This is a genomic window from Flavobacterium ardleyense (assembly GCF_033547075.1).
GTDB classification, from domain to species: domain Bacteria; phylum Bacteroidota; class Bacteroidia; order Flavobacteriales; family Flavobacteriaceae; genus Flavobacterium; species Flavobacterium ardleyense_A.
This window is the reverse complement of record NZ_CP137891.1, coordinates 1473404-1500071: the sequence shown is the minus strand read 5'-3', so window position 1 is coordinate 1500071 and position 26668 is coordinate 1473404. Positions and strand designations below refer to the sequence as shown.

General features: G+C 37.3%; 19 protein-coding genes and 1 tRNA gene. 8 read left to right on the top strand and 12 right to left on the bottom strand.

Annotated features, from left to right (window positions below; genetic code table 11):
- Positions 1-52 precede the first annotated feature (52 nt).
- From ffh to SBO79_RS06475, 3 genes are all read right to left on the bottom strand, one after another.
- Positions 53-1390 carry a signal recognition particle protein gene (gene ffh, locus SBO79_RS06485; protein ID WP_318643223.1) on the bottom strand — a complete coding sequence of 446 codons (1338 nt, stop codon included), beginning with the start codon at positions 1388-1390 and terminating at the stop codon, positions 53-55.
- A gap of 133 nt (positions 1391-1523) precedes the next feature.
- Positions 1524-3305, bottom strand: a complete 1782-nt coding sequence (gene argS, locus SBO79_RS06480; RefSeq protein ID WP_318643221.1) for an arginine--tRNA ligase — start codon at positions 3303-3305, stop codon at positions 1524-1526.
- A 191-nt stretch (positions 3306-3496) separates the two neighbouring features.
- Complete coding sequence (locus SBO79_RS06475) at positions 3497-3628, bottom strand: hypothetical protein (protein WP_318643219.1); 132 nt, start codon at positions 3626-3628, stop codon at positions 3497-3499.
- Positions 3629-3880: 252 nt separating this feature from the next.
- On the opposite strand from SBO79_RS06475, the gene SBO79_RS06470 reads away from it, so the two are divergent.
- Both SBO79_RS06470 and SBO79_RS06465 read left to right on the top strand, forming a co-directional pair.
- Entirely contained in the window at positions 3881-8464 is a 4584-nt protein-coding gene (locus tag SBO79_RS06470; RefSeq protein WP_318643217.1) for an FIDD domain-containing protein, read from the top strand.
- A 404-nt stretch (positions 8465-8868) separates the two neighbouring features.
- Positions 8869-13455 carry an FIDD domain-containing protein gene (locus SBO79_RS06465; protein ID WP_318643215.1) on the top strand — a complete coding sequence of 1529 codons (4587 nt, stop codon included), beginning with the start codon at positions 8869-8871 and terminating at the stop codon, positions 13453-13455.
- Positions 13456-13860: 405 nt separating this feature from the next.
- Here SBO79_RS06465 and SBO79_RS06460 read toward each other — a convergent pair.
- The 7 genes from SBO79_RS06460 to SBO79_RS06430 form a co-directional block, all read right to left on the bottom strand.
- A tRNA-Thr gene (locus SBO79_RS06460) sits at positions 13861-13934 on the bottom strand.
- A 75-nt stretch (positions 13935-14009) separates the two neighbouring features.
- A complete protein-coding gene (locus SBO79_RS06455) occupies positions 14010-14282 on the bottom strand; it encodes a hypothetical protein (RefSeq protein ID WP_318643213.1) in 273 nt (90 codons plus the stop codon).
- Positions 14283-14334: 52 nt separating this feature from the next.
- Entirely contained in the window at positions 14335-15303 is a 969-nt protein-coding gene (locus SBO79_RS06450) for a type I phosphomannose isomerase catalytic subunit (RefSeq protein ID WP_318643211.1), read from the bottom strand.
- 10 nt (positions 15304-15313) lie between these two features.
- Positions 15314-15724, bottom strand: coding sequence for a 6-pyruvoyl trahydropterin synthase family protein (locus SBO79_RS06445; RefSeq protein WP_318643209.1), 411 nt, complete (start codon positions 15722-15724; stop codon positions 15314-15316).
- A gap of 43 nt (positions 15725-15767) precedes the next feature.
- Positions 15768-16298 carry an isopentenyl-diphosphate Delta-isomerase gene (gene idi / locus SBO79_RS06440; protein ID WP_318643456.1) on the bottom strand — a complete coding sequence of 177 codons (531 nt, stop codon included), beginning with the start codon at positions 16296-16298 and terminating at the stop codon, positions 15768-15770.
- Positions 16299-16379: 81 nt separating this feature from the next.
- Positions 16380-17942, bottom strand: coding sequence for an NAD(P)/FAD-dependent oxidoreductase (locus SBO79_RS06435; protein ID WP_318643208.1), 1563 nt, complete (start codon positions 17940-17942; stop codon positions 16380-16382).
- 25 nt (positions 17943-17967) lie between these two features.
- Positions 17968-19026, bottom strand: a complete 1059-nt coding sequence (locus SBO79_RS06430; protein WP_318643206.1) for a DUF2891 domain-containing protein — start codon at positions 19024-19026, stop codon at positions 17968-17970.
- 53 nt (positions 19027-19079) lie between these two features.
- On the opposite strand from SBO79_RS06430, the gene SBO79_RS06425 reads away from it, so the two are divergent.
- Complete coding sequence (locus SBO79_RS06425; protein WP_318643204.1) at positions 19080-19316, top strand: hypothetical protein; 237 nt, start codon at positions 19080-19082, stop codon at positions 19314-19316.
- Positions 19317-19458: 142 nt separating this feature from the next.
- On the opposite strand, the gene SBO79_RS06420 is transcribed toward SBO79_RS06425, so the two are convergent.
- Positions 19459-21654, bottom strand: coding sequence for a RecQ family ATP-dependent DNA helicase (locus SBO79_RS06420; protein WP_318643202.1), 2196 nt, complete (start codon positions 21652-21654; stop codon positions 19459-19461).
- Between the two features lie 88 nt (positions 21655-21742).
- Here SBO79_RS06420 and SBO79_RS06415 point away from each other — a divergent pair, with 88 nt between their 5' ends.
- The 4 genes from SBO79_RS06415 to lptB all read left to right on the top strand — a co-directional run bounded on the left by SBO79_RS06415 (position 21743) and on the right by lptB (position 24701).
- On the top strand, positions 21743-22708 hold the full coding sequence (locus SBO79_RS06415) for a KpsF/GutQ family sugar-phosphate isomerase (protein WP_318643200.1): 966 nt from the start codon (positions 21743-21745) through the stop codon (positions 22706-22708).
- Positions 22708-23541: a twin-arginine translocase subunit TatC gene (gene tatC, locus SBO79_RS06410; protein ID WP_318643199.1), complete on the top strand. Its 834-nt coding sequence runs from the start codon at positions 22708-22710 to the stop codon at positions 23539-23541. Before SBO79_RS06415 ends, tatC begins: the two co-directional genes overlap by 1 nt.
- Positions 23513-23869: a carboxymuconolactone decarboxylase family protein gene (locus SBO79_RS06405; protein WP_318643197.1), complete on the top strand. Its 357-nt coding sequence runs from the start codon at positions 23513-23515 to the stop codon at positions 23867-23869. Before tatC ends, SBO79_RS06405 begins: the two co-directional genes overlap by 29 nt.
- Positions 23870-23960: 91 nt before the next feature.
- On the top strand, positions 23961-24701 hold the full coding sequence (gene lptB, locus SBO79_RS06400) for an LPS export ABC transporter ATP-binding protein (RefSeq protein ID WP_318643195.1): 741 nt from the start codon (positions 23961-23963) through the stop codon (positions 24699-24701).
- Here the strand turns inward: lptB and SBO79_RS06395 are convergent.
- Complete coding sequence (locus tag SBO79_RS06395) at positions 24698-25414, bottom strand: CDP-alcohol phosphatidyltransferase family protein (RefSeq protein WP_318643194.1); 717 nt, start codon at positions 25412-25414, stop codon at positions 24698-24700. The two genes, lptB and SBO79_RS06395, sit on opposite strands and share 4 nt — an antisense overlap.
- Positions 25415-25584: 170 nt before the next feature.
- Here SBO79_RS06395 and SBO79_RS06390 point away from each other — a divergent pair, with 170 nt between their 5' ends.
- Positions 25585-26652 carry a putative type IX sorting system protein PorV2 gene (locus SBO79_RS06390; protein ID WP_454771243.1) on the top strand — a complete coding sequence of 356 codons (1068 nt, stop codon included), beginning with the start codon at positions 25585-25587 and terminating at the stop codon, positions 26650-26652.
- Positions 26653-26668 lie beyond the last annotated feature (16 nt).

The following is a 26668-nucleotide window of genomic DNA, read 5'->3' as shown; positions in this document are numbered from 1 at the left end:
TCTACTATTTTTTGAAAAACTATGTTGTGTGTTTTTGTTGAAATACTGAAGATTATTTCATCCCTTTCATTCCGCCCATCATTTTCATCAGATTTTTTCCGCCTGGACCTTGCATCATTTTCATCATCTTACTCATCTGATCAAATTGCTTCATCAGCTGATTAACTTGCTCAATTTTTACGCCTGATCCTTTTGCGATTCTCGCTTTTCTTTTCACATCAATTACTGATGGACGAGTACGTTCAAGTGGCGTCATTGAGTGAATTATTGCTTCAATATGTTTGAAAGCGTCATCTTCAATTTCGATATCTTTCATCGCCTTGCTTGCTCCAGGAATCATCCCGACAAGGTCTTTCATATTACCCATTTTCTTAACCTGCTGAATTTGGCTCAGGAAATCGTCAAAACCAAATTCGTTTTTGGCAATTTTCTTCTGAAGTTTTCTAGCTTCAACCTCATCAAATTGCTCTTGAGCACGTTCTACAAGAGAGACAACGTCACCCATACCAAGAATTCTCTCGGCCATACGGATTGGATAGAATACATCAATAGCATCCATCTTCTCTCCAGTACCTACAAATTTAATTGGCTTATTTACTACAGTTTTAATCGAAATTGCAGCTCCACCACGAGTATCACCATCTAATTTGGTAAGAATAACTCCATCAAAATTTAATCTGTCATTAAAGGCTTTTGCAGTATTTACTGCATCTTGTCCTGTCATTGCATCTACAACGAAAAGTGTTTCGTGTGGTTGTACTGCTTTGTGAACATTTGCAATCTCAGTCATCATCTCCTCATCTACAGCAAGACGACCGGCAGTATCTATAATCACTACATTAAAACCGTTTGCTTTTGCATGCTTAATCGCATTTTGAGCAATCTCGACTGGATTTTTATTTTCTGGCTCTGAGTAAACCTCAACTCCTATTGAATCTCCAACAACATATAACTGCTGAATTGCCGCAGGACGGTAAATATCACAAGCTACAAGAAGTGGTTTTTTGTTCTTTTTTGTTTGAAGAAAGTTGGCAAGTTTTCCAGAAAAGGTCGTTTTACCCGATCCTTGCAAACCTGACATTAATATAACTGTCGGAGCTCCTGAAAGATTAATTCCAGCAACATCGCCACCCATCAACTCTGTAAGTTCGTCTTTTACAATTTTCACAAGCAGTTGCCCTGGCTGTAAAGTAGTAAGAACGTCAGATCCAATCGCTTTTTCTTTTACTTTGGTAGTAAAATCTTTGGCAATTTTAAAGTTGACATCGGCATCAAGTAAAGCACGACGCACTTCCTTAAGAGTTTCTGCAACGTTAACCTCGGTAATCTTACCGTGTCCTTTTAAAATATGGAATGCTTTGTCGAGTTTGTCGCTTAAATTGTCAAACATAGTTTTATGGTATGTGTTATATCAAGTTCTATTTTATTCTAAATAATCTGCAAATATACAATAAAGTAGCAGTGCTTCAAAGTTCAGCTTCCGCTAAATTTACTCTGATTGGCCACCACCTAATTGCAAGAAATTACATTCTTTCCGGAACCGAAATTCCAAGTAATCCAAAGGCTGAAGCGATAGTGTCAGCGACTTTGCGTGATAATTGAATTCGTATATTTCTTTTATCCGAATCAGTTTCTCCCAAAATCGGCACCGTTTGATAGAAAGAATTGTAGGCTTTTACAAGATCGTAAGTGAAATTTGCAATCAACGCCGGACTATGATTTGCCGCCGCGGTTTGAATAACTTCTGGATATGTCGCCAATGTTTTTAGCAATTCTTTCTCTTTCGAATCTAATTCGATTGCAACCGAAATTTCTGCCGAATCACTATCTTTTGCTTTTCGCAAAATTGATTGAATTCGAGCATAGGTATATTGAATAAACGGACCAGTATTTCCAGCAAAATCTACAGATTCTTCAGGATTAAATAGGATACGTTTTTTAGGATCTACTTTTAAAATATAATATTTCAGCGCGCCCATTCCGATTGTATTGTACAAATCTTGCTTTTCTGCAGCTGAGTATTCTTCTAATTTTCCAAGTTCTTCACTAATTTTTTGAGCTGTTGTGCTCATTTCGTTCATCAAATCATCGGCATCAACCACGGTTCCCTCACGGCTCTTCATTTTGCCGGAAGGCAGATCGACCATTCCGTAAGAAAGGTGGAAAAGATTTGTTGCCCAATCAAAACCAAGTTTTTTCAAGATTAAGAATAAAACTTTAAAGTGATAATCTTGCTCATTTCCTACGGTATAAACCATTCCGCCAACATCTGGAAAATCTTTTGTACGCTGAATTGCCGTTCCAATATCTTGAGTCATATATACCGAAGTACCGTCAGATCTCAAAACAATTTTACGGTCAAGACCATCGCTCGTCAGATCGATCCAAACGGAACCATCAGGATCTTTTTCAAAAACACCATCAGCAAGACCTTGCTCCACAACGTCTTTTCCTAAAAGATAGGTATTGCTTTCATAATAATAAGAGTCGAAATCAACGCCCATTTTCTTGTAAGTTGCTTCAAAACCGTCATAAACCCACTGATTCATAGTTTTCCAAAGTTGGATAACTTCCGGCTTTCCAGCTTCCCAATCAAGAAGCATTTGCTGTGCTTCTATAATAATAGGTGCATCTTTCTTTGCTTCGTCTTCGGTTGAACCACTTGCCATTAATTCGGCAATCTGCTCTTTATACATTTTATCAAAAGCAACATAGTAGTTTCCGACTAGTTTATCACCTTTTAGACCTGTACTTTCTGGAGTTTCATTTTTAGCTGATTTTTGCCAAGCAATCATCGATTTGCAAATATGAATTCCACGGTCGTTGATAATTTGAGTTTTATAAACTTTTTTACCCGAAGCTTTTAGAATTTCGGCAACAGAATATCCCAACAAATTATTTCGAACGTGACCTAAGTGAAGTGGTTTATTGGTATTTGGTGAAGAATATTCGACCAAAATAGCATCTTCTTCTTTATTAACTTCTTTAAAACCAAAAGGAAGATTCTCTCCAATTGATTTTAGAAAATTTAAATAATACTCATCTGAAATCAGAATATTCAAAAATCCTGAAACCACATTAAAAGAAACAACCTCAGCAGTATTATCTTGAAGATACGCTCCGATTTTATTTCCAATTTCTACTGGATTTCCTTTCAGTTTTTTTAATAATGGAAAAATCACCAAAGTAATATCTCCAGCAAAGTCTTTCCGAGTTTCTTGAAATTCGATTGTGGCATCTGAGAGACCAAAAAGTTTTTCAATAGCTTCTTCTACAAGCGGAAACAAAATTTTAGAAATTGTCATAATTAGGAGTTTTTTAAGGTTGCAAAGATAAATTAAATGTGCGAAGAAAAAGGCATTTGGCAATAAACTCTATGCTTGTAATTTGATAATTGACGCTGATACATGTAAGGTGTGGCTAACAATGCTTAAAAAAATAATATGAAAACAAACTATTCATTTAAATAATTGGACTAAATATTATTATATTGAAGTCATAAAGTTTCTCCAACACAAATTTTATCGAAATCTACTAAATGAGCAATTTCAGAACATTGCAGAAAAGCCATTTCAATTGTGCGAAAATACCTATTTTCGAAGAATTCGTGAATTAATGAATTTTTCATCTATAATTTTAGCCTCTATTTTCGCCAAAACCCATTAGGTAACTATAATTTAACATAAATATTATAGAGTGTTTAAAAATAGTAAGGTTCAAGTAATAATATCTCGATTTCTAATTTTGAATATTAGAATTTATACTTTATATAATATCTATTCCATACTTACATAGTTATTATATTGAGTTTTTTTCACCTAATTTTTTTTGCAACAAAAGGGTAAATGATTGAATCTTTGCAGATTAATTTGCCCCACAAATGAAAAACATACTTTTAAACCTACTTATAATTGCTTCGTTTTCAGTACAATCACAAACGATAACTGTAACGACAGATCAGCAGACAATCCCGGAGTTAGTCAACGATGTTTTGATTAACTCTCCTTGCGTAAGCGCGCAGAATGTTAGTTGGCGAACTGGTACAAATTTTGGCTCAGTAAATGGAATCGGTTATTTTACGAATAGCAATCCAAACTTTCCAATGAGTGCTGGGGTGATTTTGAGTACTGGCTCTGCAGTAAACGGAGTTGGACCTAATACTACAGATTTAAATGATGGTAACGAAGCTTGGGTAGGAGATGCGGATCTTGAAGCTACACTTGCAGCGGCAGGAATTACGATGAGCTCGACCAATGCTACTGTTCTAGAGTTTGACTTTACATCCATCTCACAGCAGTTTAATTTTGACTTTGTTTTTGCCTCAGAAGAATATGGGAATTTTCAATGTCAGTTCTCGGACGCTTTTGCTTTTCTACTTACAAACGTTAACACTGGGGTAACCACAAATCTTGCAGTTGTACCTAATACTAATATTCCCATTTCGGTAGTCACTATTAGAGATTTCTTATATAATTCTTCGTGCACCTCAGAAAACGAACAATACTTTGGAGTTTTTAATGGAGGAGCAGGCGCCACTACTTCGGCCACAAACTATAACGGACATACTAAATTATTAACAGCTAAGGCATTACTTATACCAAATACCCCTTATCACATAAAATTAGTTATTGCTGATAGAGGAGACTTTGAATCAGATTCAGCAATATTTATTTCTTCTGACAGTTTTAATGTGGGGCAATTCGTTCTAGGATCAGATTTAACAATTAGTGATAATAGCGCTCTCTGCGATGGCGAAAGTCACCTTTTAGACAGTACCTTAAATCCTGATGAATACTCATTTGTTTGGAAACGAAATGGAAATGTTCTGGCAGGCGAACAATCACCGACACTTTTAGTAACCTCTGCGGGAACCTATACTCTAACTTATACCAAATTGTTAGACGGCTGCTTACCGGAAACAGATTCGATAATTATACAATATTACGCTCCTTTTGAATTTCCAACACCAAAAAATTTAAGTAGATGTAATACAGCTGCGGGCAATCAAGAATTTGATTTGTATCAAAATAATGCTGTAGTAACGGCAAATCTTCCGGATACGACGCCAGTTACTTATCACTTAAGTGCCGACGATGCTTTAAATAATGTAAATCCACTACCTCAATTTTATAGTAGTAGTGGCAACCAGACAATTTACGTGAGAGTTGAAAACCCCGGCGGATGTCCTGGTATTAAAGCATTCACTCTACTATTCGTTCCACCTCCTACTGCTTACACTGCTCCAAATTTAAGTAAATGCGAAAAATCCTCAACTCAACATTACGCAAGTTTTAATTTAAACGACAATAAATCTGCTATTTTAAATGGTCAGAGTGAGGATGACTATGTGGTAACTTATCACTCCGCGGAAATTGATGCTAATAATGGTGTAAATGCATTGAGCCCAATTTTTACTTCGGGAAATGCAACGATTTACGTTAGAGTACAAAACATCTCCGACCCAACCTGTTTTACCACTAGCACATTTGAACTAATCGTATTAGAAACTCCAGCAGTAGATTATTTACCGAGTATAATTGTTTGTTCAGAATATATTCTCCCTCCTTTGGAAAACGGGAATTATTATAGTGCCATTGATGGCGGAGGACAATTACTTCCGGCAGGAACCATAATTACACAAACCCAGACAATTTATATTTACAACGGAAGTACACAAACAGGTGGCTGTGCAGCGCAAAGAAGTTTTAAAGTAACCGTAATAGACCCTATTGCTCTAACGCCACCAAGTAGTAGTCATTGTGATACTTACCAATTACCAACCCTGGAGTATGGAGAATTTTATACAGAACCAAATGGTGGTGGAGAAGTATTAGAGCAAGGGAGCTCAATAACTACTACTCAAACAATTTATGTTTATTATCAGACAACTGTTGCACCTATATGTGAAATTAATACAAGTTTTGATGTAACAATCTATCCTTCTCCTTCATTAGATAACATCCAGGACGTTCTAGACTGCGAATCTTATACCCTACCCCCTTTACCGCAAGGTAACTACTATACTCAGGCAAACGGAGGCGGTTCAGAAATTGCGGCAGGGACAGTAATCACCGCCACTCAAGATGTTTATTTTTATGCCGTAAATGCAGGTCCCTTAGGGTGCTCAGCGGGGAAGAAATTCACGGTATATATTGGAAATTTACAACCCGCAGATGTAAATCAGTGCGAGCCTTATCAACTGCCACAGCTTCCGATCGGTCAATATTATACCGGTCCTAATGGAACTGGTCAACAAATTGAGGCGGGAACCTTCATTAGTACTTCCCAAATAATTTATATCCATATCGGAAATAGCACCCAAACTTGTGCCAACAATGTTCAGTTTTCACTGACGATATCGCAGCCACAAATTAACGTATTTGAAGATCTAGTAGCTTGCGGAGCTTACGAATTACCTACATTATTAAGTGGGAATTATTTTACAGCTCCAGATGGGGGTGGAATTCAGTTAAATGAAGGCGATCTTATCGAAACAACCCAAACGATTTATATTTATGCGTATTTTAGTGACGAATGTAAAAATCAGTCGTCTTTTACTGTTACGGTAAATGCTCCTGCATTAATAGATTCTAGAGCAGATATTGACATTTGCGATTCTTATACTTTAACGCCACTAACAAATGGTAATTATTATACAGGACCAGGCGGTACTGGTCAATTGTTGCCGGGCGGCACAATTTTATATGAATCTCAAATTGTTTATGTTTACAATTCCACAACAGCTACACCGCCTTGTACTGCCGAATCTAGCTTTGAAGTATTTATTTTTGCCGTAGAAGCAGATGACCTTGGCGATATTGTATCCTGTGATAATTATGTGCTACCCGAGTTAGAAATTGGAAAATACTACGCAAATTCCGGAGGTCCTTACACCAATGCCACAAATATTGAGGCTGGTACTAATATCATACAGTCAACAACGCTTTATATCTATATAGAATCAGGAGAAAGAATCGTGTGCAGTGACGAAAACGTTGTAAACATTACAATCAATTACACACCTATCGTCGCAGCAATGCCAAACGTGGAAAGATGTGAATCCTTTACCCTGCCATCTATTTCTGTAGGAAATTATTATACAGAGCCTAATGGTGAAGGGACTCAACTTAGTGCTGGAGATTTAATCACATCATCGCAAACTATTTATATATACGCTGAAACCGAAACTACACCTAATTGTTTTGATCAAGAAAGTTTTATGGCAAAGATTTATAATGTAAGTGAACTACCTGATCTAACAACTTGCAGCGGTTATAAATTACCTAATTTGTCAGTTGGAAACTATTATACAGAGCCAGGAGGAAATGGAATCCAAATTGCGCCAGGAACCACAGTTACAGAAAGCGGCACCTACTATATTTATGGGCAATCTCCTTTTGCATCAGCTTGCTCAGATGAGAGCGAATTTGTTCTGACAATTGTTCCACAACCAATAGCTTTTACAGTCCCAGCATCAATGACAACCTTATGCGATGAAGATGATGTAAACGATGGGGTATTTAATTTTAATCTATCTACTCTAGCATCTACAGTATTGGGGACGCAAATAGGAGCTGAATTTAGTGTAACATTTCATGAAAGCCTTTCTGAGGCAAATCTAAATAGTAACCCAGTTATAAATTCTACGAAGCCAACAGTTTATGCCCGAGTTAATAATGCACTGGCGCCTAATTGTTTTGATACTGTAAAAATTACGATTTTTGTAAAGAAGTTACCTGAACCAACTTTTGAAGATACATTTATCTGTATTGATAGTGAAACCCAAACATTATTGAGTCCAAAGACTATTTTTTCTGGATTAAATGCAAACTCACATAGCTTTGAGTGGAAGGATGCTTCTGGGCAAATTTTAGGTACTGAAGCAAATTATACTGCAACTCTCCCTGGAAATTATAGTCTTACTTCTACTAATTCCATTACGGGATGTTCATCAATCAGAACAGTAACACTCAGCCCCTCTGAACCTGCATCAATTACCTATACAACAAGTACAGACTTTGCAGATCAGACTTATGTAACAGTTATTGCAAATGGTGTGGGAGGAGATTATGAGTATCAGATTGATAATGGCTTATTTCAAGATGATCCAACTTTTTATAATCTCAGTGGGGGAATTCATACAGTTACGGTTCGAGATAAGAATGGGTGCGGAGAAACAACTACTTCAGTGTTAATTATAAATTATCCGCGCTATTTTACACCTAATGGTGATGGCATTAACGATTCTTGGAATATATCTGATTTAAATTACGCAAATGATGTGAACATAACTATTATGGATCGATACGGAAAAATTGTTTATCGCATAAACTCCAAGACCGCAGGATGGGATGGACTGTACTTAGGAAATCCACTACCGTCTACTGATTATTGGTTTGTAGTATCTTATGAAATTGAAAATGTGCAAAGGGAGTTTAAATCACATTTTACTTTAAAGCGATAGTCTGATGTAGTATATTATTTTTTAGAATACCTCCGTAGACAAATTCAATCATTTGTAATATTTAACTTATACCTCTTAGATAAATTATACTTTATTTAAGAGGTATATTTCATTTATAAATACTAAGAAACTGCTCCTAGCATCGTTAAATTTTCCTAACTAATTGCGTAAGACTAACAAATCAATAAAATGCCCATCTATAGGAGCACAATAATTATAAATTACCAGCATAGTTCCTGTAGCCCTACGATATAATCCTACCATTCTATACTAAAAAAAGATTGAAAAAATTTTACACTTCAATAGGATAATCTTACACGTTTTATATATTTGATGTAGTTCATCGGTTTTATTTGTATTTAACCGATAATTGAATGAATATTTGCACCATAAAATTACCCCAAATGAAAAGAACACTACTTTTAGTTTTACTTGTTTGCTCTTTCGGAATGTTTGCACAATCTATCAGTGTAAGTACCGGGCCGCAGACTGTTCCTGAATTAGTTAATGACGTATTAATTAATTCTCCTTGCGTAAATGCGCAAAATGTAACTTGGCGGACTGGCACAAATTATGGCTCGCACAATGGTATTGGTAAATTTACCAACACAAATCCTAATTTTCCAATGACTGCGGGAGTTGTCCTAAGCACCGGAAACGTTCTTAGCGCTGCGGGACCTAATGCAACAATGCTGCATGAAGGATCCAGCGCGTGGCTAGGTGATGCAGATCTCGAATCAGTTTTGGCAGCGGCGGGAATTAGCATGAATTCTACAAATGCTACCGTATTAGAATTTGACTTTACCTCGATTTCACCACAATTTAGTTTCGATTTTATTTTTGCATCGGAAGAATATGGAAATTTCCAGTGTGAGTACTCAGATGCATTTGCATTTTTACTTACAAATTTAAACACCGGTGTGACCACCAATCTAGCGGTGGTGCCAGGAACCAACTTACCAATTTCGGTAGTTACAATTAGAGACTTCTTGTACAACTCTTCTTGCCCATCTGTAAATGCTGATTTTTTTGGACGCTTTAATGGTGGAACAGGGATGGCAGACTCAGCAACAAATTTTAATGGACAAACCAAGGTTTTGACCGCTAGTTCAATTCTTACCCCAAATACACCTTATCACATTAAACTTGTAATTGCAGACCGTGGTGATTATAAATCTGACTCTGCAATCTTCATCGCTGAAAATAGTTTTAATATAGGCCAAAATGTGTTGGGTGCAGATTTTCTAGTAAGCAACAATACAGCAATCTGTAGTGATGGCAGCCAAGAACTTGTTACTACTCTAGACCCCAACCTATATTCATTTCAGTGGTTGAAAAATGGGGTTGTTATCGCAGGACAAACTGCTTCAACCTTGACCGTTACTACACCGGGAACTTACTCTGTAAGCTACACAAAATTACTAGGAGACTGCTCTCCAGAAACCGATGAAGTTATTGTTGAATTCTATCCGGTTTTTGATTTTCCCTCTCCAAAAAATATTTACAAATGTGATAATGGAACAGCTTTACAAAACTTTGATATATACCAGAATACTGCATTGATTAATCAAGGTGTACCAACAAACTCACCAATATCTTATCATCTTACAATTGGAGATGCGCAAAATAATGTAAATCCACTACCCCAAAATTATTTAGGTGCGACCAACCAAGAAATCTTTATTAGAGTTCAAAATTCTATAAACGGATGTGTGGCTGTCAAATCATTTAATCTTGTCTTTTTGCCCCCAGCAGTAGCCTACGCTGCGCCAGATTTAAAAAAATGCGAACGATCAAGTACGCAACACAATGCCGTATTTAATCTTGATGCCAACAAAGGAGTTATACTAGGTGGTCAGAGTGCAGAATTTTACTCAGTAACTTATTATAGCTCTGAATCTGACGCACAAAACGGAATTAATGCACTTGCTAGCTCTCTATTATCTGCAGGACAGACAATATATGTTAGAGTACAAAATATCGGTGATCCCACCTGCTTCAGCACTACAAGCTTTAACCTTATAATCAATGCACTTGCGCCCGTAGATGAACTTCCTGACGAGCTGGTTTGCGATCAATTTATACTTCCAGAATTAGTAAACGGAAACTATTTCACCGCAATAAATGGAGGAGGAACTCCCTTATTTGCTGGACATATAATCACTGAAACGCAGGTTATTCATATTTACAATCCTGGAACTGGACCTGACGCATGCCCTGGTTCAAGTAGTTTTAAAATTACGGTAATTGACCCTTTAAAAATTGCACAACCCGACGGTACTTATTGTGATAAGTATATAGTACCCTCAATTGAATATGGAAATTTCTATACTCAGCCAGATGGTCAAGGTCAGTTAATTGCCCAAGGAAGTTCAGTAACTACTTCACAAACAATCTATATCTATTACGAAGCCCTTGTAGAGCCTTTTTGTATCATCTCCCTTAGTTTTGATGTGACAATTGCAGATTCACCAGTGTTGGCTCCGGTTCAAGATGTTTTTGATTGTGTAGGTTATACATTGCCAGCACTTACTGTAGGTTCTTATTTTACTGGCCCAAATGGAACTGGAGTTCAACTCACAGCTGGAACGACGATAACAACGACCCAAAGAATTTATATTTATGCACAAAACACCAACCCAATTCTATGTGCGAAGCAACGGTCGTTTAAAATATTTATTGGCGATTTGCAACCTGAAGATATAATTCAGTGTGAACCTTATACACTACCTGCTTTACCTATTGGTACTTATTACACAGGACCAAATGGAACTGGTGAACTAATACCTGCAAATACTGTGATAAATGCTTCTGCGATAATTTATATATACATAAACAATAATACACAAGCTTGTGCAGCAGATGTACAATTTAGTATCACGATCAACCAACCAACAATAGATATACTTCCTAATGTAGCGGTATGCGGTGGTTATACATTGCCAGCTTTGGCAAATGGTGCATATTATTCTGCTCCTTTAGGCGCTGGTCAGCAATTATTTGAAGGAGACGTTATCACAAGCACTCGGATCATATATATTTATGCAGCTTTGGCAGATGGGTGTTACAATCAATCTACATTTACCGTTGTAGTAAATGCGCCTGCACAATTAGATCCTCGTGCAGACATTGACATCTGTAATTTTTATGTTTTAACACCACTTTCAAACGGAAACTACTACACTGGTCCAGGCGGGACAGGACAGTTACTTCCTGGAGGAACGATTGTATACGAATCTCAAACAATCTACATGTATAGCGCAACCAATACTACTCCGTCGTGCACCGCAGAAAGTAGTTTTGAACTATTTATATTCTCTGTAGAAGCTGACAGTTTGGGTCCTATTACAGCATGTGATCAATATGTACTTCCTGCACTAACTGTAGGTAACTACTACGCAAATCCTGGTGGACCAACCGCGAACAGTGGCATGCTGCACGCGGGACAAATAATTACAGAATCGACAACTTTGTATATTTTTACCGAGGCTGGAGATAGAATAAGATGTCATGACGAAAATATAGTTGACATCACAATTAATAAAACTCCTGTTATAGGAGCGATAGCAAATGTAGAACAATGTACTTCTCTTATTCTACCTGCATTGACTATTGGTAATTACTTTAGCGCACCAAATGGCGGTGGAACGCCACTATTTGCCGGTGATGAAATTACCACTAATCAAACGATTTATGTTTACGCAGAAACCGGAACTGTTCCGAATTGCTTTGACGAAGTTAGTTTTGCCGTTGCACTGTTTAAGGTTAATTCTTTGCCAGATGTTACTACTTGTGTCAGTTATAAATTACCAACATTGGCAGTGGGAAAATATTATACTCAACCTGGTGGGAATGGTACTCAAATTCCTGCCGGTACCTCAATTACAACTAGTGGAACTTATTACATTTACGCAGTGTCACATTTTGCTTCTGGGTGTTCTGACGAAACAGACTTTGTTGTTACAATTGTTCCTCAGCCTAAAGCGTTTTCTGTACCTTCGGCAATGACAACTATTTGTGATGAAGACGGCATCAATGATGGAGTATTTAATTTTAATGTATCGGCACTCGCAGCAACTGTTTTAGGAAATCAGTTAGGTGCTGAATTTAATGTAACTTTTCACGAAAGCTTATTTGAAGCAAATCAAAATCAGAATCCCGTAAGCAGCACAACCAAACCGTATGTATACGCAAGAGTAAATAATGCATTAGCACCAGATTGCTTTGATACGGTTAAAATTGCAATATTTGTTAAGAAATTGCCTGAACCAACTTTTAAAGATGCTTATATATGCATAGATAGTGTAACTGGAGACTTGCTAAGCTCAACTGCACTTGTATCGGGCCTTCACTCAGGCACTCATAGTTTTATTTGGAAAAATGAAACTGGGCAAACCGTTGGAACTTCCGCAAATTATACTGCGACGTTACCTGGTACCTATACCCTGACTGCTACTAGTTCAGTTACTGGCTGTACTTCTACTAGATCAGTTACTGTACATCCTTCTGAGCCTGCAACGATTACTTATACAACAAGCGCCGACTTTTCAAGTCAAACTTATATTACGGTAACTGCGACTGGTATTGGAGGAAACTATGAATACCAACTTGACGGTGGCGCATTTCAAGACAGCCCAACTTTTTATAATGTAAGTGGTGGTGTTCACATCATTACTGTTAGAGATAAAAATGGCTGTGGTGATGAAACTAGCTCTGTTTTAGTGATTAATTTTGTCCCTTACTTTACACCTAATGGAGATGGCGCAAATGATACCTGGAATATTCCAGATCTACAAGGAGCTCAAAATGTCCATATCCGAATTATGGACAGATACGGGAAAGTTGTTGCCAACCTTTCACCTACAGGTCCGGGATGGGATGGAAATTTAAACGGTCATCCTCTACCATCTTCTGACTATTGGTTTGTAGTATCGTATGAATTACGTAAAGAACTAAGAGAATTTAGAGCGCACTTTTCGCTCAAGAGATAGTAGAGTAATATTTTGATTTTTTTGTTAATTAAAGCCTCAGTAATCTGGGGCTTTTTTTGTGCTAATCTGTAACTCATCGTTGAATTCTTCTGTAACTTCTAGCCGTGATAGCAGCGGAAATCCCGCAGGGAGCAGGTCTATTTTTTCCTGACAGATAAGAGCGACCAACGGAAGCTCCTTATCTGGCATTGGAAAAAAAGATCTGCCACGAGGAATTGCAGTGTATAGCGCGATTAGCTCCAAGATAAAATGATTGTTGCGATAATAGTGCTAAGACAACCACCGTATTTTGTGGCGATCATACAACGAACGAAATAGCAACAGATGTATTTTGGGGGAATGAAGGCATTGGAAATTGGGCATAAAAAAACCGCTTAACTTTCGTTAAGCGGTTTTATAATCTTGAGCCGGCGGAGGGACTCGAACCCACGACCTGCTGATTACAAATCAGCTGCTCTAGCCAACTGAGCTACGCTGGCGTCTCAAAATTCTGATGCAAATATAAGAAGCTTTTTGACTTCTCCAAAACTATTTTCACCTTTTTTTGAAAAAAATTATGCTTGTAAAGCGTTGATTTTAGTAACCAATTGGTTTGCAACATCTTCTAAATCTTGGTTGATTTGTTTGAAATGCGCTTTTTTATTTTCAACGTTTTTTGCGTTTACTTTTACAATCAATTTATCAAATGCAGCGATTGCTTCATCGATTAATGCGTTTGATGATTCGGTTGGTTTACCAGTTGTAGCCATCTCCCACATATAAACTGCTTCGATGATATCTCCTAAAACATAATTGATGTCTTTCTTTAAATTCTTAACGTTTGCCATTTTATTTTAATTTTTATTTGCCTGCAAAAGTACACTAATTCTTTGTAAAATACTATGAAATATAAATTTCTAGCAATGAGGCTTTTCCAATTAATTTGAAATCAACCATATTTGCGGGAATTAAGACTGTATCCCCCTTGGTATAATTGTAGGTATCCGATTGATATCTGATCTGAAAATCTCCTTCGACACACATATACACTTTAAAGTATTCGCCCATATGAAATACTACCATTTCACCGTCAAGCGGAATAATATTGGTGGTGAAAAATGGACTTTTTACTAAGATATTTCTCTGATTGTCAATTGTAACGTAATTAACCTTGGCATTGCTCGCGTTGTAATTGATGGCATCTAGCGCTAAATCTGTATGCAATTCTCTAAATTGCCCATCTTTATCTTTTCTATTCCAGTCATACACTCGATAGGTTATATCCGAGGACTGCTGAATCTCTGCTAAGAAAACACCGGCTCTAATGGCGTGTACGGTTCCGGTTTCTAAAAAGAAAACATCTCCTTTTTGAACTTTAACTTCATTGAGAAGTGGCAATAAATCCTTGTTTTCAAGTGCGCTAATATACGTCTGCCTATCGGTATCTTTGTTAAAGCCAACCACCAACTCTGCATTTGAATCCGCTTGCATGATATACCACATCTCTGTTTTCCCTAGGCAATTATGTCGTTCGAGAGCAAGCTTGTTATTGGGGTGCACCTGAATTGAAAGATCATCTTTGGCATCTATAAACTTGAAGAGCAGCGGAAACTTAGTTCCGAAACTATAATAAACTGAACTTCCTAAAATCTCCTTTGGAAATTCATTTATTAAGTTTACTATACTTCGTCCTTTGTAAACGCCATTTGAAATAATACTTTCTGAACCTTCTACTGCCGATAATTCCCAACTTTCCCCGACACCATCTTGCTCTTGGCCTTTATTTAATAAGGTGTTTAGCTTTTGACCGCCCCAAATTTTTTCTTTTAAAATGGGCACAAATTGTAGCGGGTATATTTTTGCTTTCATAGAGTCAGATTTATTTCCCTGCATAAAAGACAGAATTTCTGGCGGTTTCGTGCAGTGTAATTTCGAGTTCTAGATTTGGATTTAATCTCGCTCTAATTTTATTCCATATAACAACGACAATATTCTCGGCTGTGGGATTTAAATTTTTAAATTCAGCCACATCAAGATTAAGATTTTTATGATCAAACGGAATCTCTACTTCTTCTTCAATAAGGTCTGCAAGGTGTTTAATATCCATAACATATCCTGTTTCTGGATCTATTTCGCCTATTACGCTGACCATAATATCATAGTTATGACCGTGAAAGTTAGGATTGTTGCATTTGCCAAAAATCTGCTCGTTCTTTTGATCTGACCAATCTTCGCGATGAAGACGATGAGCGGCGTTAAAATGGGCTTTTCTACTAACGGTAACTTTCATAGCTGATATCTGTTTTTTTTGAAAATATAGAAACGCAAAACGCTTACTGCCGTTTATTATCTTCTAAATAATGATCAAATTTTTGAAAAATAATTTTAAACCATTCGGTATATAGTTCAGGTGAATTGTTGATGTCTTTCTTAATGTCTTCTGTCGTCATCCATTTCCAAGACGCAACTTCGTCTTCATTAATTTGAGGTTCCTGATTAAAATATCCAACCATCACATGATCTAATTCATGTTCTGTCAGTCCATTATCAAAAGGTGCCTTGTAAATAAAGTGAAAAAGTTCCTTTATTTCGGTTACAAAACCCATTTCTTCTTGCAATCTACGAGTTCCTGCTTCAATATTGGTCTCACCTACTCTTTGATGACTGCAACATGTATTGGTCCACAACAGTGGCGAGTGGTATTTGTGTGCTGCTCGTTGTTGCAGCATGACTTCATTTTTATCGTTTAATATAAAAATTGAAAATGCTCTGTGCAGTACCGCCTTTTCATGCGCCTCAAGTTTAGGCATTGTTCCTACTTGCTCATCCTTCTCATTAACTAAAATAACTTCTTCTTCTTTCATAGTAAAATATAGCAATTTCAAAATTACAAAAATCTAGCACAATACATCAAACATTAAGAAATTGGCAACAGTTTAATTTAATTACCCCGCTAGGCTCTCCGCAATTTTTAGAGCGCATTTCTCTCCATCAATAGCTGCCGAAATTATTCCACCTGCATATCCCGCGCCTTCTGCACAAGGATAAAGTCCTTTAATTTGCAAATGCTCATAACTTATAGGATCTCTAGGTATGCGCACTGGCGAGGAAGTTCGAGATTCTGGAGCGTGCAAAATTGCTTCATTTGTAAGATATCCACGCATTGATTTTCCAAATTCTCTAAAACCCTGCCTCATTACTTCAGTAATAAATCCTGGAAAAACTTCTCCAAGCTCTACCGAAGTTGTCCCGGGAACATAAGAAGTTTTAGGAATTGAGGAGGAAACAGTAGTATTTGTAAAATCGACCATTCTTTGTGCTGGTACATTCTGAGTTTTTCCAGCCAACGCCCAAGCACTTTGCTCTATACTTTTTTGGAAATGCATTCCTGCCAAAGCTCCATACTTTTGAAATGGTTTGTAATCTTCCAAAGTTAGTTCGACCACAATTCCAGAATTTGCCGTTGGCTGATCACGTCTTGAGGGCGACCATCCATTAGTGACGACTTCGCCGGGACTAGTTGCGCAAGGTGCAATGACACCTCCGGGGCACATACAAAAGGAGTACATTCCACGACCATTAATTTGCTTGACAATCGTATACGGGGCGGGTGGCAAATAGTCACCTCTAAAATCACAATTGTACTGTATGCTATCAATTAATTCCTGTGGATGTTCTGCTCGCACGCCCAACGCGAACGGTTTGGCCTCGATAAAAATTTGCTTTCTATCTAATAATTCATAAATATCTCTTGCCGAATGTCCTGTGGCAAGGATCAGTTTTGAAGCTTTAATGCTACTTCCATCCTGAATTTTAACACCCTGAATCTCATTGTTTTTTACGAGAATATCCACAACACGGGTTTCAAATAGTACAACGCCACCGTACTCAATGATTTTCTCGCGGATATCGGCAATGATTTTTGGAAGCTTATTGGTTCCAATATGCGGATGTGCGTCGACAAGAATATCGTCGGGTGCACCAAAGGCAACAAATAGCTTTAAAATTCTATCAACATCACCTCTTTTCTTGGACCTTGTATAAAGTTTTCCGTCAGAATAAGTTCCTGCACCACCTTCACCGAAGCAATAATTAGAATCTTCGTCTACGATATGTTCGATGTTCAACGCTTTTAGGTCACGTCGTCTAGCACGAACATCTTTTCCGCGCTCAATAACAATTGGTTTTAATCCAAGTTCTATCAATTGCAAAGCTGCAAATAATCCCGCGGGCCCTGCTCCTATTACCAAAACTTCTTGAGCCTCACTTACATCTTTGTAAATGGGAAGCTGAAATTCTTCTTCATTTATATCTTCGCCAACAAGATATACTCGAAGCTTAAGATTAATTTTGATCGATTTCTGTCTAGCATCCACTGATTTTTTTAGAATTATAATTTTGGCAATATCCGAAAGGCTAATGCGCAGCTGCTTGCTTACGGTGTTTCGTAATAGTTCGTCAGTAGCAGCAATCTCGGGGGTTACCTGTAAAAGAAGTTCTTGTGGCATATCAAAATTTTGACAAAAATAGTTATTAGATTTTACTTTTCTCTTCAAAAGCGCGCAAAGCGAAGGATGCCAACCAATGTTCTCCCTCATAATTGCCGTCAACCACTGATGGCAACGAAAATTCGAGGTGGTAATCGGCTACTTTTTTAAGGTGCGAGAACTCTTTTGGATATTGTTGTACCAGATGGTAAAAGTTCCAAGCGCGGCTAAAATTCAAACCGTCGAGATGCACCAAATGCCCATCGGTTCGGTCCGAAACTTTGGCAACTTCCCATGTAAATTTTTTAGAAAATAATTGAGGTGTAAATTTCTTTAGCCATTTTAGAAATTCGCCTTTCGGCAAAATTCGTTGCATTACTGCCATTTCTTCCATACAAGGCGATAAGAAATCGGTACCGCTAGGCTCCCAGCTCATCGGACAATCTTGGTCTGTAAGAAATAATCGTTTGGCATTATCACTTAAAACTTTTTTGAAGGCTTCGTTCTTAGAAAATTCGGCATAATCCCACGCCATAGTAAGTCCAAAAGCTGTGCTGCTGTGCGTACCTACGCGCACCGGATACAGTAATTTTGGCAAAAATTCAGTGTATCTTTCGATAAATAAATTTGTAAGTGGTTTTAAATTTTGAGCTAGCTCCTTTGCATAATCATCATTGGAAGATTCTAATTCTAATTGAAGTTTTAAAATCCACGTCCAGCCGTACATTCTTTCAAAGGATTTTTCATGATTCTTAGAAACGTACATAATTTCTTGATCAAGGTTTTCCTTAGATAAATTGACTTTCAGCTTTTGAATTATTTCGGTCCTATTTTCCAAATTTGGAAATTTACTAAGCAGATGTACTAGACTCCAATGACCATGAACGGACGAATGCCAATCAAAACAGCCGTAAAATGCGGGATGTAATTTCTTAGGCGACTGGATCTCGGTACTATCAATAAGTAGCTGACTCAATTTATTAGGATATTCCTGCTGCAGACATTTTAGCGGAAGTGATGCCAAATGGTTGGCTTGATCGAGAGACAAGACTTGTGCAGATGCCGATACCGACATAAATAGTAGAAAAGCAGCAACTATTTTCATAAAATTGTTTTTAAAAATTTAATAAACTTATTTTTGCACTATACTTTACTACAATGTCTAGAAAAATAAAATTAATTTGGGATTTTAGAGGATCAACTGCAGCGAAAATTGCCGAACATCACGAAGTGCATTTAAAGGAATATATAGCTTCCGAAAAATTAGAGCTGAATATCACAGGATTTGAAATCTTGAATGATATGTATGCTATTGCTTTTATGGTGGTCACCGAAGAAAATATGATAGCAGTTCGTGATGCTCTAAAGCCGCACAGAGGCGAGGTTTATGGCTAATAGAAACTCACCTATCTGCGTAGATTTTGCGTTTTATAGTAAATGTAATTCCTCTGCTACGCAACGTTTTAATTAGATTTGTCTAAGTAAAAATTCGCATTATCTTAAATTTAATGTATCAGCACAAAGCAACTACTAATTACTAGTTTGCCACTTCACTTATAAATTTAATTCGCATTAAGCGCAGTTCTAAAGTATCAAAATCTCCGTCAAATTCTTTTAGAGCTTCTTCGATATTATCCGATTGCGACTCCATAAAATAATCGTGTATTTCTTGCTGTTGCTCATCATCAAGCATCTCGTCAATCCAATATTTGATATTGAGTTTGGTCCCTGAATAAACGATCTGCTCCATTTCTTTGATAAGAGCATCCATATTCATCTTCTTGGCCGAAGCAATATCGTCTAATGATAATTTCCTATCTATATTCTGAATAATATACAGTTTGTTTATAGAATTTACTCCTGTAGAGCGAACCACAAGATCGTCAGGCCTGCTGATGTCATTTTCATCGACATAACTTCTGATCAGAGCGGCAAAATCTGTCCCATATTTCTTGGCTTTACCCTCACCTACTCCGTGAACATTTGCAATTTCTTCGACACTTATTGGGTATTTTAAAGCCATATCCTCAAGTGATGGATCTTGAAATACTACAAATGGAGGAACACCGAACTTTTTTGCAACTTTTTTTCGTAAGTCCTTTAGCAATAGCATTAATTGCTCATCAATCACACCGCCACCTTTGGCAGCAGTTACAATGGCTTCATCTCCGCTATCACTATATTCATGATCTTCAGACATCATAAATGAATGTGGGCTTTCGATAAAATCAAGACCCTTTTTGGTTATTTTTACAATTCCGTAAGTTTCAATATCCTTAGATAGGTAACCTGCAACCAAAACCTGTCTCAATAACGCCATCCAGTAGCGCTCGTCTTGATCTTTCCCAATTCCAAAATAAGGTTGAACATCGGTGCGGTGTGCTTTTATAGTCGCATTGACACGTCCTATTAGTGTAAAGACAATTCCTTTGGATTTATATAAATGTTTGGTTGCTTTTACTATTTCTAAAAGCTTTTTGACGTTGTCTTTAGCTTCAACTTTTGCTTTTGGATTGCGAACATTGTCGTCCATATCTGCACCTTCTCCCGTTTCTGAGTCAAAAGATTCACCAAAGTAATGAAGTAAAAATTTACGTCTAGACATAGATGTTTCGGCGTAAGCCACCACTTCTTGCAGCAGCGCAAATCCAATTTCCTGCTCGGCAATAGGTTTTCCCGAAAGGAACTTTTCTAACTTTTCAACATCCTTATAAGAATAATAAGCAATGCAATGCCCTTCTCCTCCATCACGACCACCTCTACCTGTCTCTTGGTAATAACTTTCGAGCGATTTTGGAATATCATGATGAATTACAAAACGTACATCTGGCTTGTCAATCCCCATCCCAAAGGCAATTGTTGCCACCACCACATCTACATCTTCCATCAAAAACATATCTTGGTGGCGCGCACGCGTCTTTGCATCTAATCCTGCGTGATACGGAACGGCGCTAATGCCATTTACCTGCAAGACATGGGCAATTTCTTCAACTTTTTTACGACTTAAGCAGTAAATAATCCCAGATTTGCCTTTGCGTTGTTTTATAAATCGAATAATATCCGACTCGATATTTTTAGTTTTTGGGCGTACTTCATAAAATAAATTAGGTCTATTAAAGGAAGCTTTAAAGGTAGTTGCATCAACCATATCAAGATTCTTCAAGATATCTTCCTGCACTTTTGGAGTTGCAGTAGCGGTTAATCCAATAATTGGCACGTCGCCTAATTGTTTTATAATATGTTTTAGATTGCGATATTCTGGTCTAAAATCATGTCCCCATTCAGATATGCAATGCGCTTCGTCGATGGCAACAAATGATATGGGCACTGTTTTAAGAAATTGAACATATTCTTCTTTTGAGAGCGATTCTGGTGCCACATAGAGAAGTTTGGTCAGCCCTGAAGTTATATCGGCTTTTACCTGAGCAATTTCAGTTTTGGTCAATGAAGAGTTTAAAACGTGGGCGATTCCAGCATCGGGCGATAAGCTACGAATAGCGTCTACCTGATTTTTCATCAATGCAATTAAGGGCGACACAACTATTGCTGTACCTCCAAGCATCAAAGCAGGAAGCTGATAACACAGCGATTTCCCACCGCCCGTAGGCATTATAACAAAAGTGTTATTTCTAGCAAGTAAACTATTTATTACAGCCTCTTGTAATCCCTTGAATTGGGAGAAGCCAAAATGTTTTTTTAATTCTCTGAAGATGTCAATTTGGGTTGAATTCATTCTGTGTTAATGGTAATTTTGTATAAATTTGCAACAGATAAATATAGCTATTTTCTTTTACTCCAACAAATTTATAAATAATTCTGCATTGATAACTAAAGAAAACATAATCGGCGCTGCCAAAAAAGCCATATATTCTGAGGGCGAATCTATTAAGAAATTAGCAGATTTACTAGATCAAGATTTCGTTGATAGCGTTCAGGCTATTTACAACTGCAAAGGAAGATTAATTGTTACTGGAATCGGCAAAAGTGCGATAATTGCTCAGAAAATCGTGGCAACAATGAATTCGACTGGAACACCTTCAATATTTCTTCATGCCTCCGAAGCAATTCATGGCGATCTTGGAATGGTACAACCTGGAGATGTTATTATTTGCATTTCCAAAAGCGGAAACAGTCCAGAAATCAAAGCACTTGCACCTATAATTAAAATCTTTGGAAACACCTTGATTGCAATGACTGGAAATATAAATTCTTTTCTTGCAAAAACATCCGATTTTATCCTTAATACTACAGTTGATGCAGAGGCTTGTCCAAATAATTTAGCCCCGACTAATAGCACAACCGCTCAACTCGTGATGGGCGATGCGCTAGCGATCTGCCTTATGGAAATGAAAGATTTTAAAGCCACCGATTTTGCCAAATATCATCCGGGAGGTGCATTGGGTAAAAAATTATTGTTAAAAGTATCTGATATGCTCGAAGGAGCACAAAAACCGATGGTTTCTCCAAATGATAGTATAAAAAAAGTCATTTTCGAAATCTCTGAGAAGCGTTTAGGCGTAACTGCAGTTATAGAGAATGGAAAACTAGTGGGAATTATTACCGACGGTGATATAAGAAGGATGCTGAATGACCGGGATACATTTGCAGATTTGAGCGCCAAAGACATTATGACTAGCAATCCAAAAACTCTTCAAGCATCAGATATGGCAGTTACAGCTCTAAATATCTTGGAGGATAACGCCATCACGCAACTGCTTGTCTTGGATAATGAACAATACAAAGGAGTGCTACATTTGCACGATATACTTAAAGAAGGACTCATCTAATGGCAAAAAAAGTAAATAAGGACAAGATGAGTTTTTTGGATCATCTTGAAGAATTAAGGTGGCTGCTTGTTCGCAGTTCGATAGGAATTTTGGTTATGGCATCGGCAACATTTTTTGTCAGTGACTTTATCTTTGATCAAATTATCTTCGGGCCAGTTGATCCACAATTTATTACCTACAGACTGTTTTGTCAGGTATCACAGTTTTTTGGAGTAGACGGACTTTGTGTGGAAGAATTCCCCTTTGTGATTCAAAATACTGATATGGAAGGACAGATTTCTATGTTAATCTGGACCTGTATTACGGCTGGTTTTATCCTTGCTTTTCCCTACATCTTATATTTAGTGTGGAGTTTTGTTAGTCCTGCGCTCTATGACAACGAGAAGAAAAATGCGAAATTGTTTATCTTTATTTCCTCCATCTTATTCTTTGTTGGAGTGTTATTTGGCTATTTTATTATCGTTCCGTTATCGGTCAATTTCTTTGCAACATTTACAATAAGTGATGTGATTAAAAACGAGTTTAATCTTTCTTCCTATATGGGAATGATTAAAACGTCGGTTTTGGCCACTGGTTTATTATTTGAATTGCCGATTGTGATTTATTTCCTTGCAAAATTAGGACTGGTTACAGACGAATTTTTACGCAAATACAGGAAATATGCAATTATTATCATTCTTTTGGTAGCTGCTATTGTAACTCCTCCAGACGTTATTAGTCAGATTATAGTTTCTATTCCAATATTATTAATTTACGAAGCAAGTATATTTATAGCTGCTGCTGTCGTACGAAATCAACTTAAAGATGCCAAACAAAGTACAAGAATTCAATAATTATAGAACTCAGATGAATGAGAAAATTCTAAATGATGATGGAAACAAAATCATCAAAAGAATTTTCAACTTAGATACAAACGCTTATATGGCTGGCGCGCTTGATGTAAAAACCAAAGAATTGCTAGGCCTCGTAGCTTCGGCAGTTTTACGTTGCGACGATTGCATTGCCTATCACCTCGAGACCGCGCATAAACAAGGACTAACCAAAGTTGAAGTAATGGAAGCTCTCGGTATCGCAACGCTTGTTGGAGGCACAATCGTAATTCCTCATTTGCGACGCGCCTATGAATTTTGGGATGCTTTAGAAGAAAACGATCAGCAATAAAGTACTGTTAAGGCTGCAGCGAAATTTTTAATTTATCAGTTTCTTTGCAGCACAAGTCTCATTTAGCGAAAGCGATTTAAATGCCCAAAATATGATTCTAAGAGCAGAAAATTTAGTAAAAACCTATAAAGGTCGAAGTGTTGTAAAAGGCATTTCGGTGGAGGTAAATCAAGGTGAAATCGTAGGATTGTTAGGGCCAAATGGTGCTGGAAAAACTACATCTTTCTATATGATTGTGGGTCTTGTAAAGCCCAACAGCGGCAATATTTTTCTCGATGACAAGGATATTACCCACGACCCGATGTACAAACGTGCCCAACATGGCATTGGTTATCTAGCCCAAGAAGCGTCGGTTTTTAGAAAGCTTAGTATCGAAGACAATATTTTAAGCGTACTTCAACTCACCAAACTTAGCAAAGAAGAGCAAATTGCTAAAATGGAGACTTTAATTTCTGAATTTAGCCTTGAGCATATCCGAACCAATCGTGGTGATTTGCTTTCTGGTGGAGAACGCAGACGTACAGAAATTGCACGTTGCCTTGCCACCGATCCTAAATTTATCTTGCTTGACGAACCATTTGCGGGTGTCGATCCTGTGGCAGTAGAAGATATTCAGCGAATTGTGGCTCAGCTAAAAAATAAAAATATCGGTATTTTAATTACTGATCATAATGTACAAGAAACTTTGGCCATCACCGACAAAACCTACCTAATGTTTGAAGGTGGAATCTTGAAAGCGGGTGTTCCAGAAGAACTCGTTGAGGACGAAATGGTAAGACGCGTTTATTTGGGTCAGAATTTTGAACTTCGTAAGAAAAAGTTAGAATTTTAGAGCGACGCTTTTGCGAAAAATCTGTTGTTGATGATAGAAAGAATCACGTAGAAGATAATAACTAATGGGATTCCAGCGTATTGAAATAGTGCTAAAAGTACTACTGAAATAACTAGAAATGAGAGTTGTAATTTATTTGCTGCCCAATTAAAATTCTTTTTGATCTTCAAACTAAACAACGGAATTTCGGCATTTAAGATATACGCGCTCAACAAACAAATTCCCAAAAGGATGTAAGGGTTGATCAGGATTTCGAGTAAAATTAATGAATCTGTATATTTTAAAACCAGCGGTAAACTCAAAATAAAAAGTGCATTTGCCGGGGTTGGAAGTCCAATAAAAGACTCGGTTTGTCTTTCGTCAATATTAAAATTCGCTAATCTATAACAAGATCCAAGGGTTATTAAAAATCCAGCAAATGCAAAATATTCAAACGGCAAACTCATATTTTCGTTAATCATTCTAAACATTACATAGCCAGGAGCCACGCCACTTGTCACCATATCTGCTAATGAGTCGAGTTGCAAACCGAGTGGACTAGATACATTGAAAAGGCGGGCGAAAAATCCGTCAAAAAAATCTAAGAATATTCCGATGCAAACCCAAATAAAAGCCATTTCATAGTTGGCATTTGTTGCATATACTAGAGCAATACAGCCTGACAAAAGGTTGAGCAATGTAATAGTATTTGGAACTTGAGCTTTAATATTCATATTCGATAATTTTTGAAATGTTTCCTCGCAAATTTAGTACAATAACTCTAAGACAACTGCGTTTTTTATAATGATTTTAGGGCTTTCGCCAAAAGACCGCTGCTTTTGATTTGAACCCCGTTTAAAAATACTATTTTTGCCACTTCAAATTTTCAACAAAAAATAAAACTTTGAAATATAACTATCTCTTCCTGCTTCTGTTAACTACTGCGATTTCTTCGGCACAGGCAGTACGGAAATATTCGAATGAATTTATGAATATTGGTGTAGATGCAGCAGCTTTGGGAATGTCAAATGCAGTTACTGCAAGTACAAATGATGTAACTTCTGGCTACTGGAATCCAGCCGGACTCATAGGCTTGGAGGATGGACAAGTTGCCTTGATGCACGCTAGTTATTTTGCCAACATCGCTCAGTATGATTATATCGCTTACGCTAAACCGATTGACGATCGCTCGGCTTTTGGGATTTCGATAATTCGCTTTGGCGTTGATGATATTCTTAATACCACCGAACTTATTGATCAGAACGGAAATATAGATTACAACCGAATCAGCCTATTCTCTGCCGCCGATTATGGTTTTACGTTTTCGTACGCTCGAAAATTACAAGTTCCAGGATTTCAATATGGAGTAAATGCCAAAGTTATTCGCCGAGTAATTGGAAAATTTGCCAATTCTTGGGGAGTTGGTTTTGATATTGGTTTGCAATTCGAAAAAAATGACTGGCAAGTAGGTTTGATGCTTCGAGATATTACCACCACTTATAATATTTGGAATATCGATGAAGAAGAATTTGCGAAAATTCAGGCGGCAATACCTGGTCAGAATCAAGAATTGCCAGAATCGACCGAAATTACTTTACCAAAAGCACAATTGGGAGTGGCAAAAAAATTCGTAATTAGATATGACTATAGCATTTTGGCTGCAGCCAATTTAAATATGCGGTTTGCAAGAACCAACGATATTATTTCAAGCGACGTTGTGAGTATAGATCCCGCAGTAGGTGTTGAATTTGGGTATATTGATTTGGTTTACCTTCGTGCAGGAGTTGGAAATTTTCAAAATATTTCGCAAATTGACGGCAGCGATAAAGTTGGTTTCCAACCAAATATTGGACTTGGTTTCAAATACAAAGGCATCGAAGTTGATTATGCCCTGACCGATTTGGGAGATCAAAGTGCAGCCCTGTATTCTAATGTCTTTTCACTCAAAGTTGACTTGGGAATTTTTAGATAATCTATTTTTAGCAACA

Bases quoted from the DNA above. Each gene is read 5' to 3' on its own strand.
- SBO79_RS06450 (WP_318643211.1), bottom strand. From the start codon at position 15,303: ATGAAAGCAAAAATATACCCGCTACAATTTGTGCCCATTTTAAAAGAA.
- SBO79_RS06465 (WP_318643215.1), top strand. From the start codon at position 8,869: ATGAAAAGAACACTACTTTTAGTTTTACTTGTTTGCTCTTTCGGAATG.
- ffh (WP_318643223.1), bottom strand. From the start codon at position 1,390: ATGTTTGACAATTTAAGCGACAAACTCGACAAAGCATTCCATATTTTA.
- SBO79_RS06420 (WP_318643202.1), bottom strand. From the start codon at position 21,654: ATGAATTCAACCCAAATTGACATCTTCAGAGAATTAAAAAAACATTTT.
- SBO79_RS06425 (WP_318643204.1), top strand. From the start codon at position 19,080: ATGTCTAGAAAAATAAAATTAATTTGGGATTTTAGAGGATCAACTGCA.
- tatC (WP_318643199.1), top strand. From the start codon at position 22,708: ATGGCAAAAAAAGTAAATAAGGACAAGATGAGTTTTTTGGATCATCTT.
- SBO79_RS06455 (WP_318643213.1), bottom strand. From the start codon at position 14,282: ATGGCAAACGTTAAGAATTTAAAGAAAGACATCAATTATGTTTTAGGA.
- SBO79_RS06435 (WP_318643208.1), bottom strand. From the start codon at position 17,942: ATGCCACAAGAACTTCTTTTACAGGTAACCCCCGAGATTGCTGCTACT.
- SBO79_RS06470 (WP_318643217.1), top strand. From the start codon at position 3,881: ATGAAAAACATACTTTTAAACCTACTTATAATTGCTTCGTTTTCAGTA.
- SBO79_RS06405 (WP_318643197.1), top strand. From the start codon at position 23,513: ATGCCAAACAAAGTACAAGAATTCAATAATTATAGAACTCAGATGAAT.
- SBO79_RS06475 (WP_318643219.1), bottom strand. From the start codon at position 3,628: ATGAAAAATTCATTAATTCACGAATTCTTCGAAAATAGGTATTTTCGC.
- SBO79_RS06395 (WP_318643194.1), bottom strand. From the start codon at position 25,414: ATGAATATTAAAGCTCAAGTTCCAAATACTATTACATTGCTCAACCTT.
- argS (WP_318643221.1), bottom strand. From the start codon at position 3,305: ATGACAATTTCTAAAATTTTGTTTCCGCTTGTAGAAGAAGCTATTGAA.
- lptB (WP_318643195.1), top strand. From the start codon at position 23,961: ATGATTCTAAGAGCAGAAAATTTAGTAAAAACCTATAAAGGTCGAAGT.
- SBO79_RS06445 (WP_318643209.1), bottom strand. From the start codon at position 15,724: ATGAAAGTTACCGTTAGTAGAAAAGCCCATTTTAACGCCGCTCATCGT.
- idi (WP_318643456.1), bottom strand. From the start codon at position 16,298: ATGAAAGAAGAAGAAGTTATTTTAGTTAATGAGAAGGATGAGCAAGTA.
- SBO79_RS06430 (WP_318643206.1), bottom strand. From the start codon at position 19,026: ATGAAAATAGTTGCTGCTTTTCTACTATTTATGTCGGTATCGGCATCT.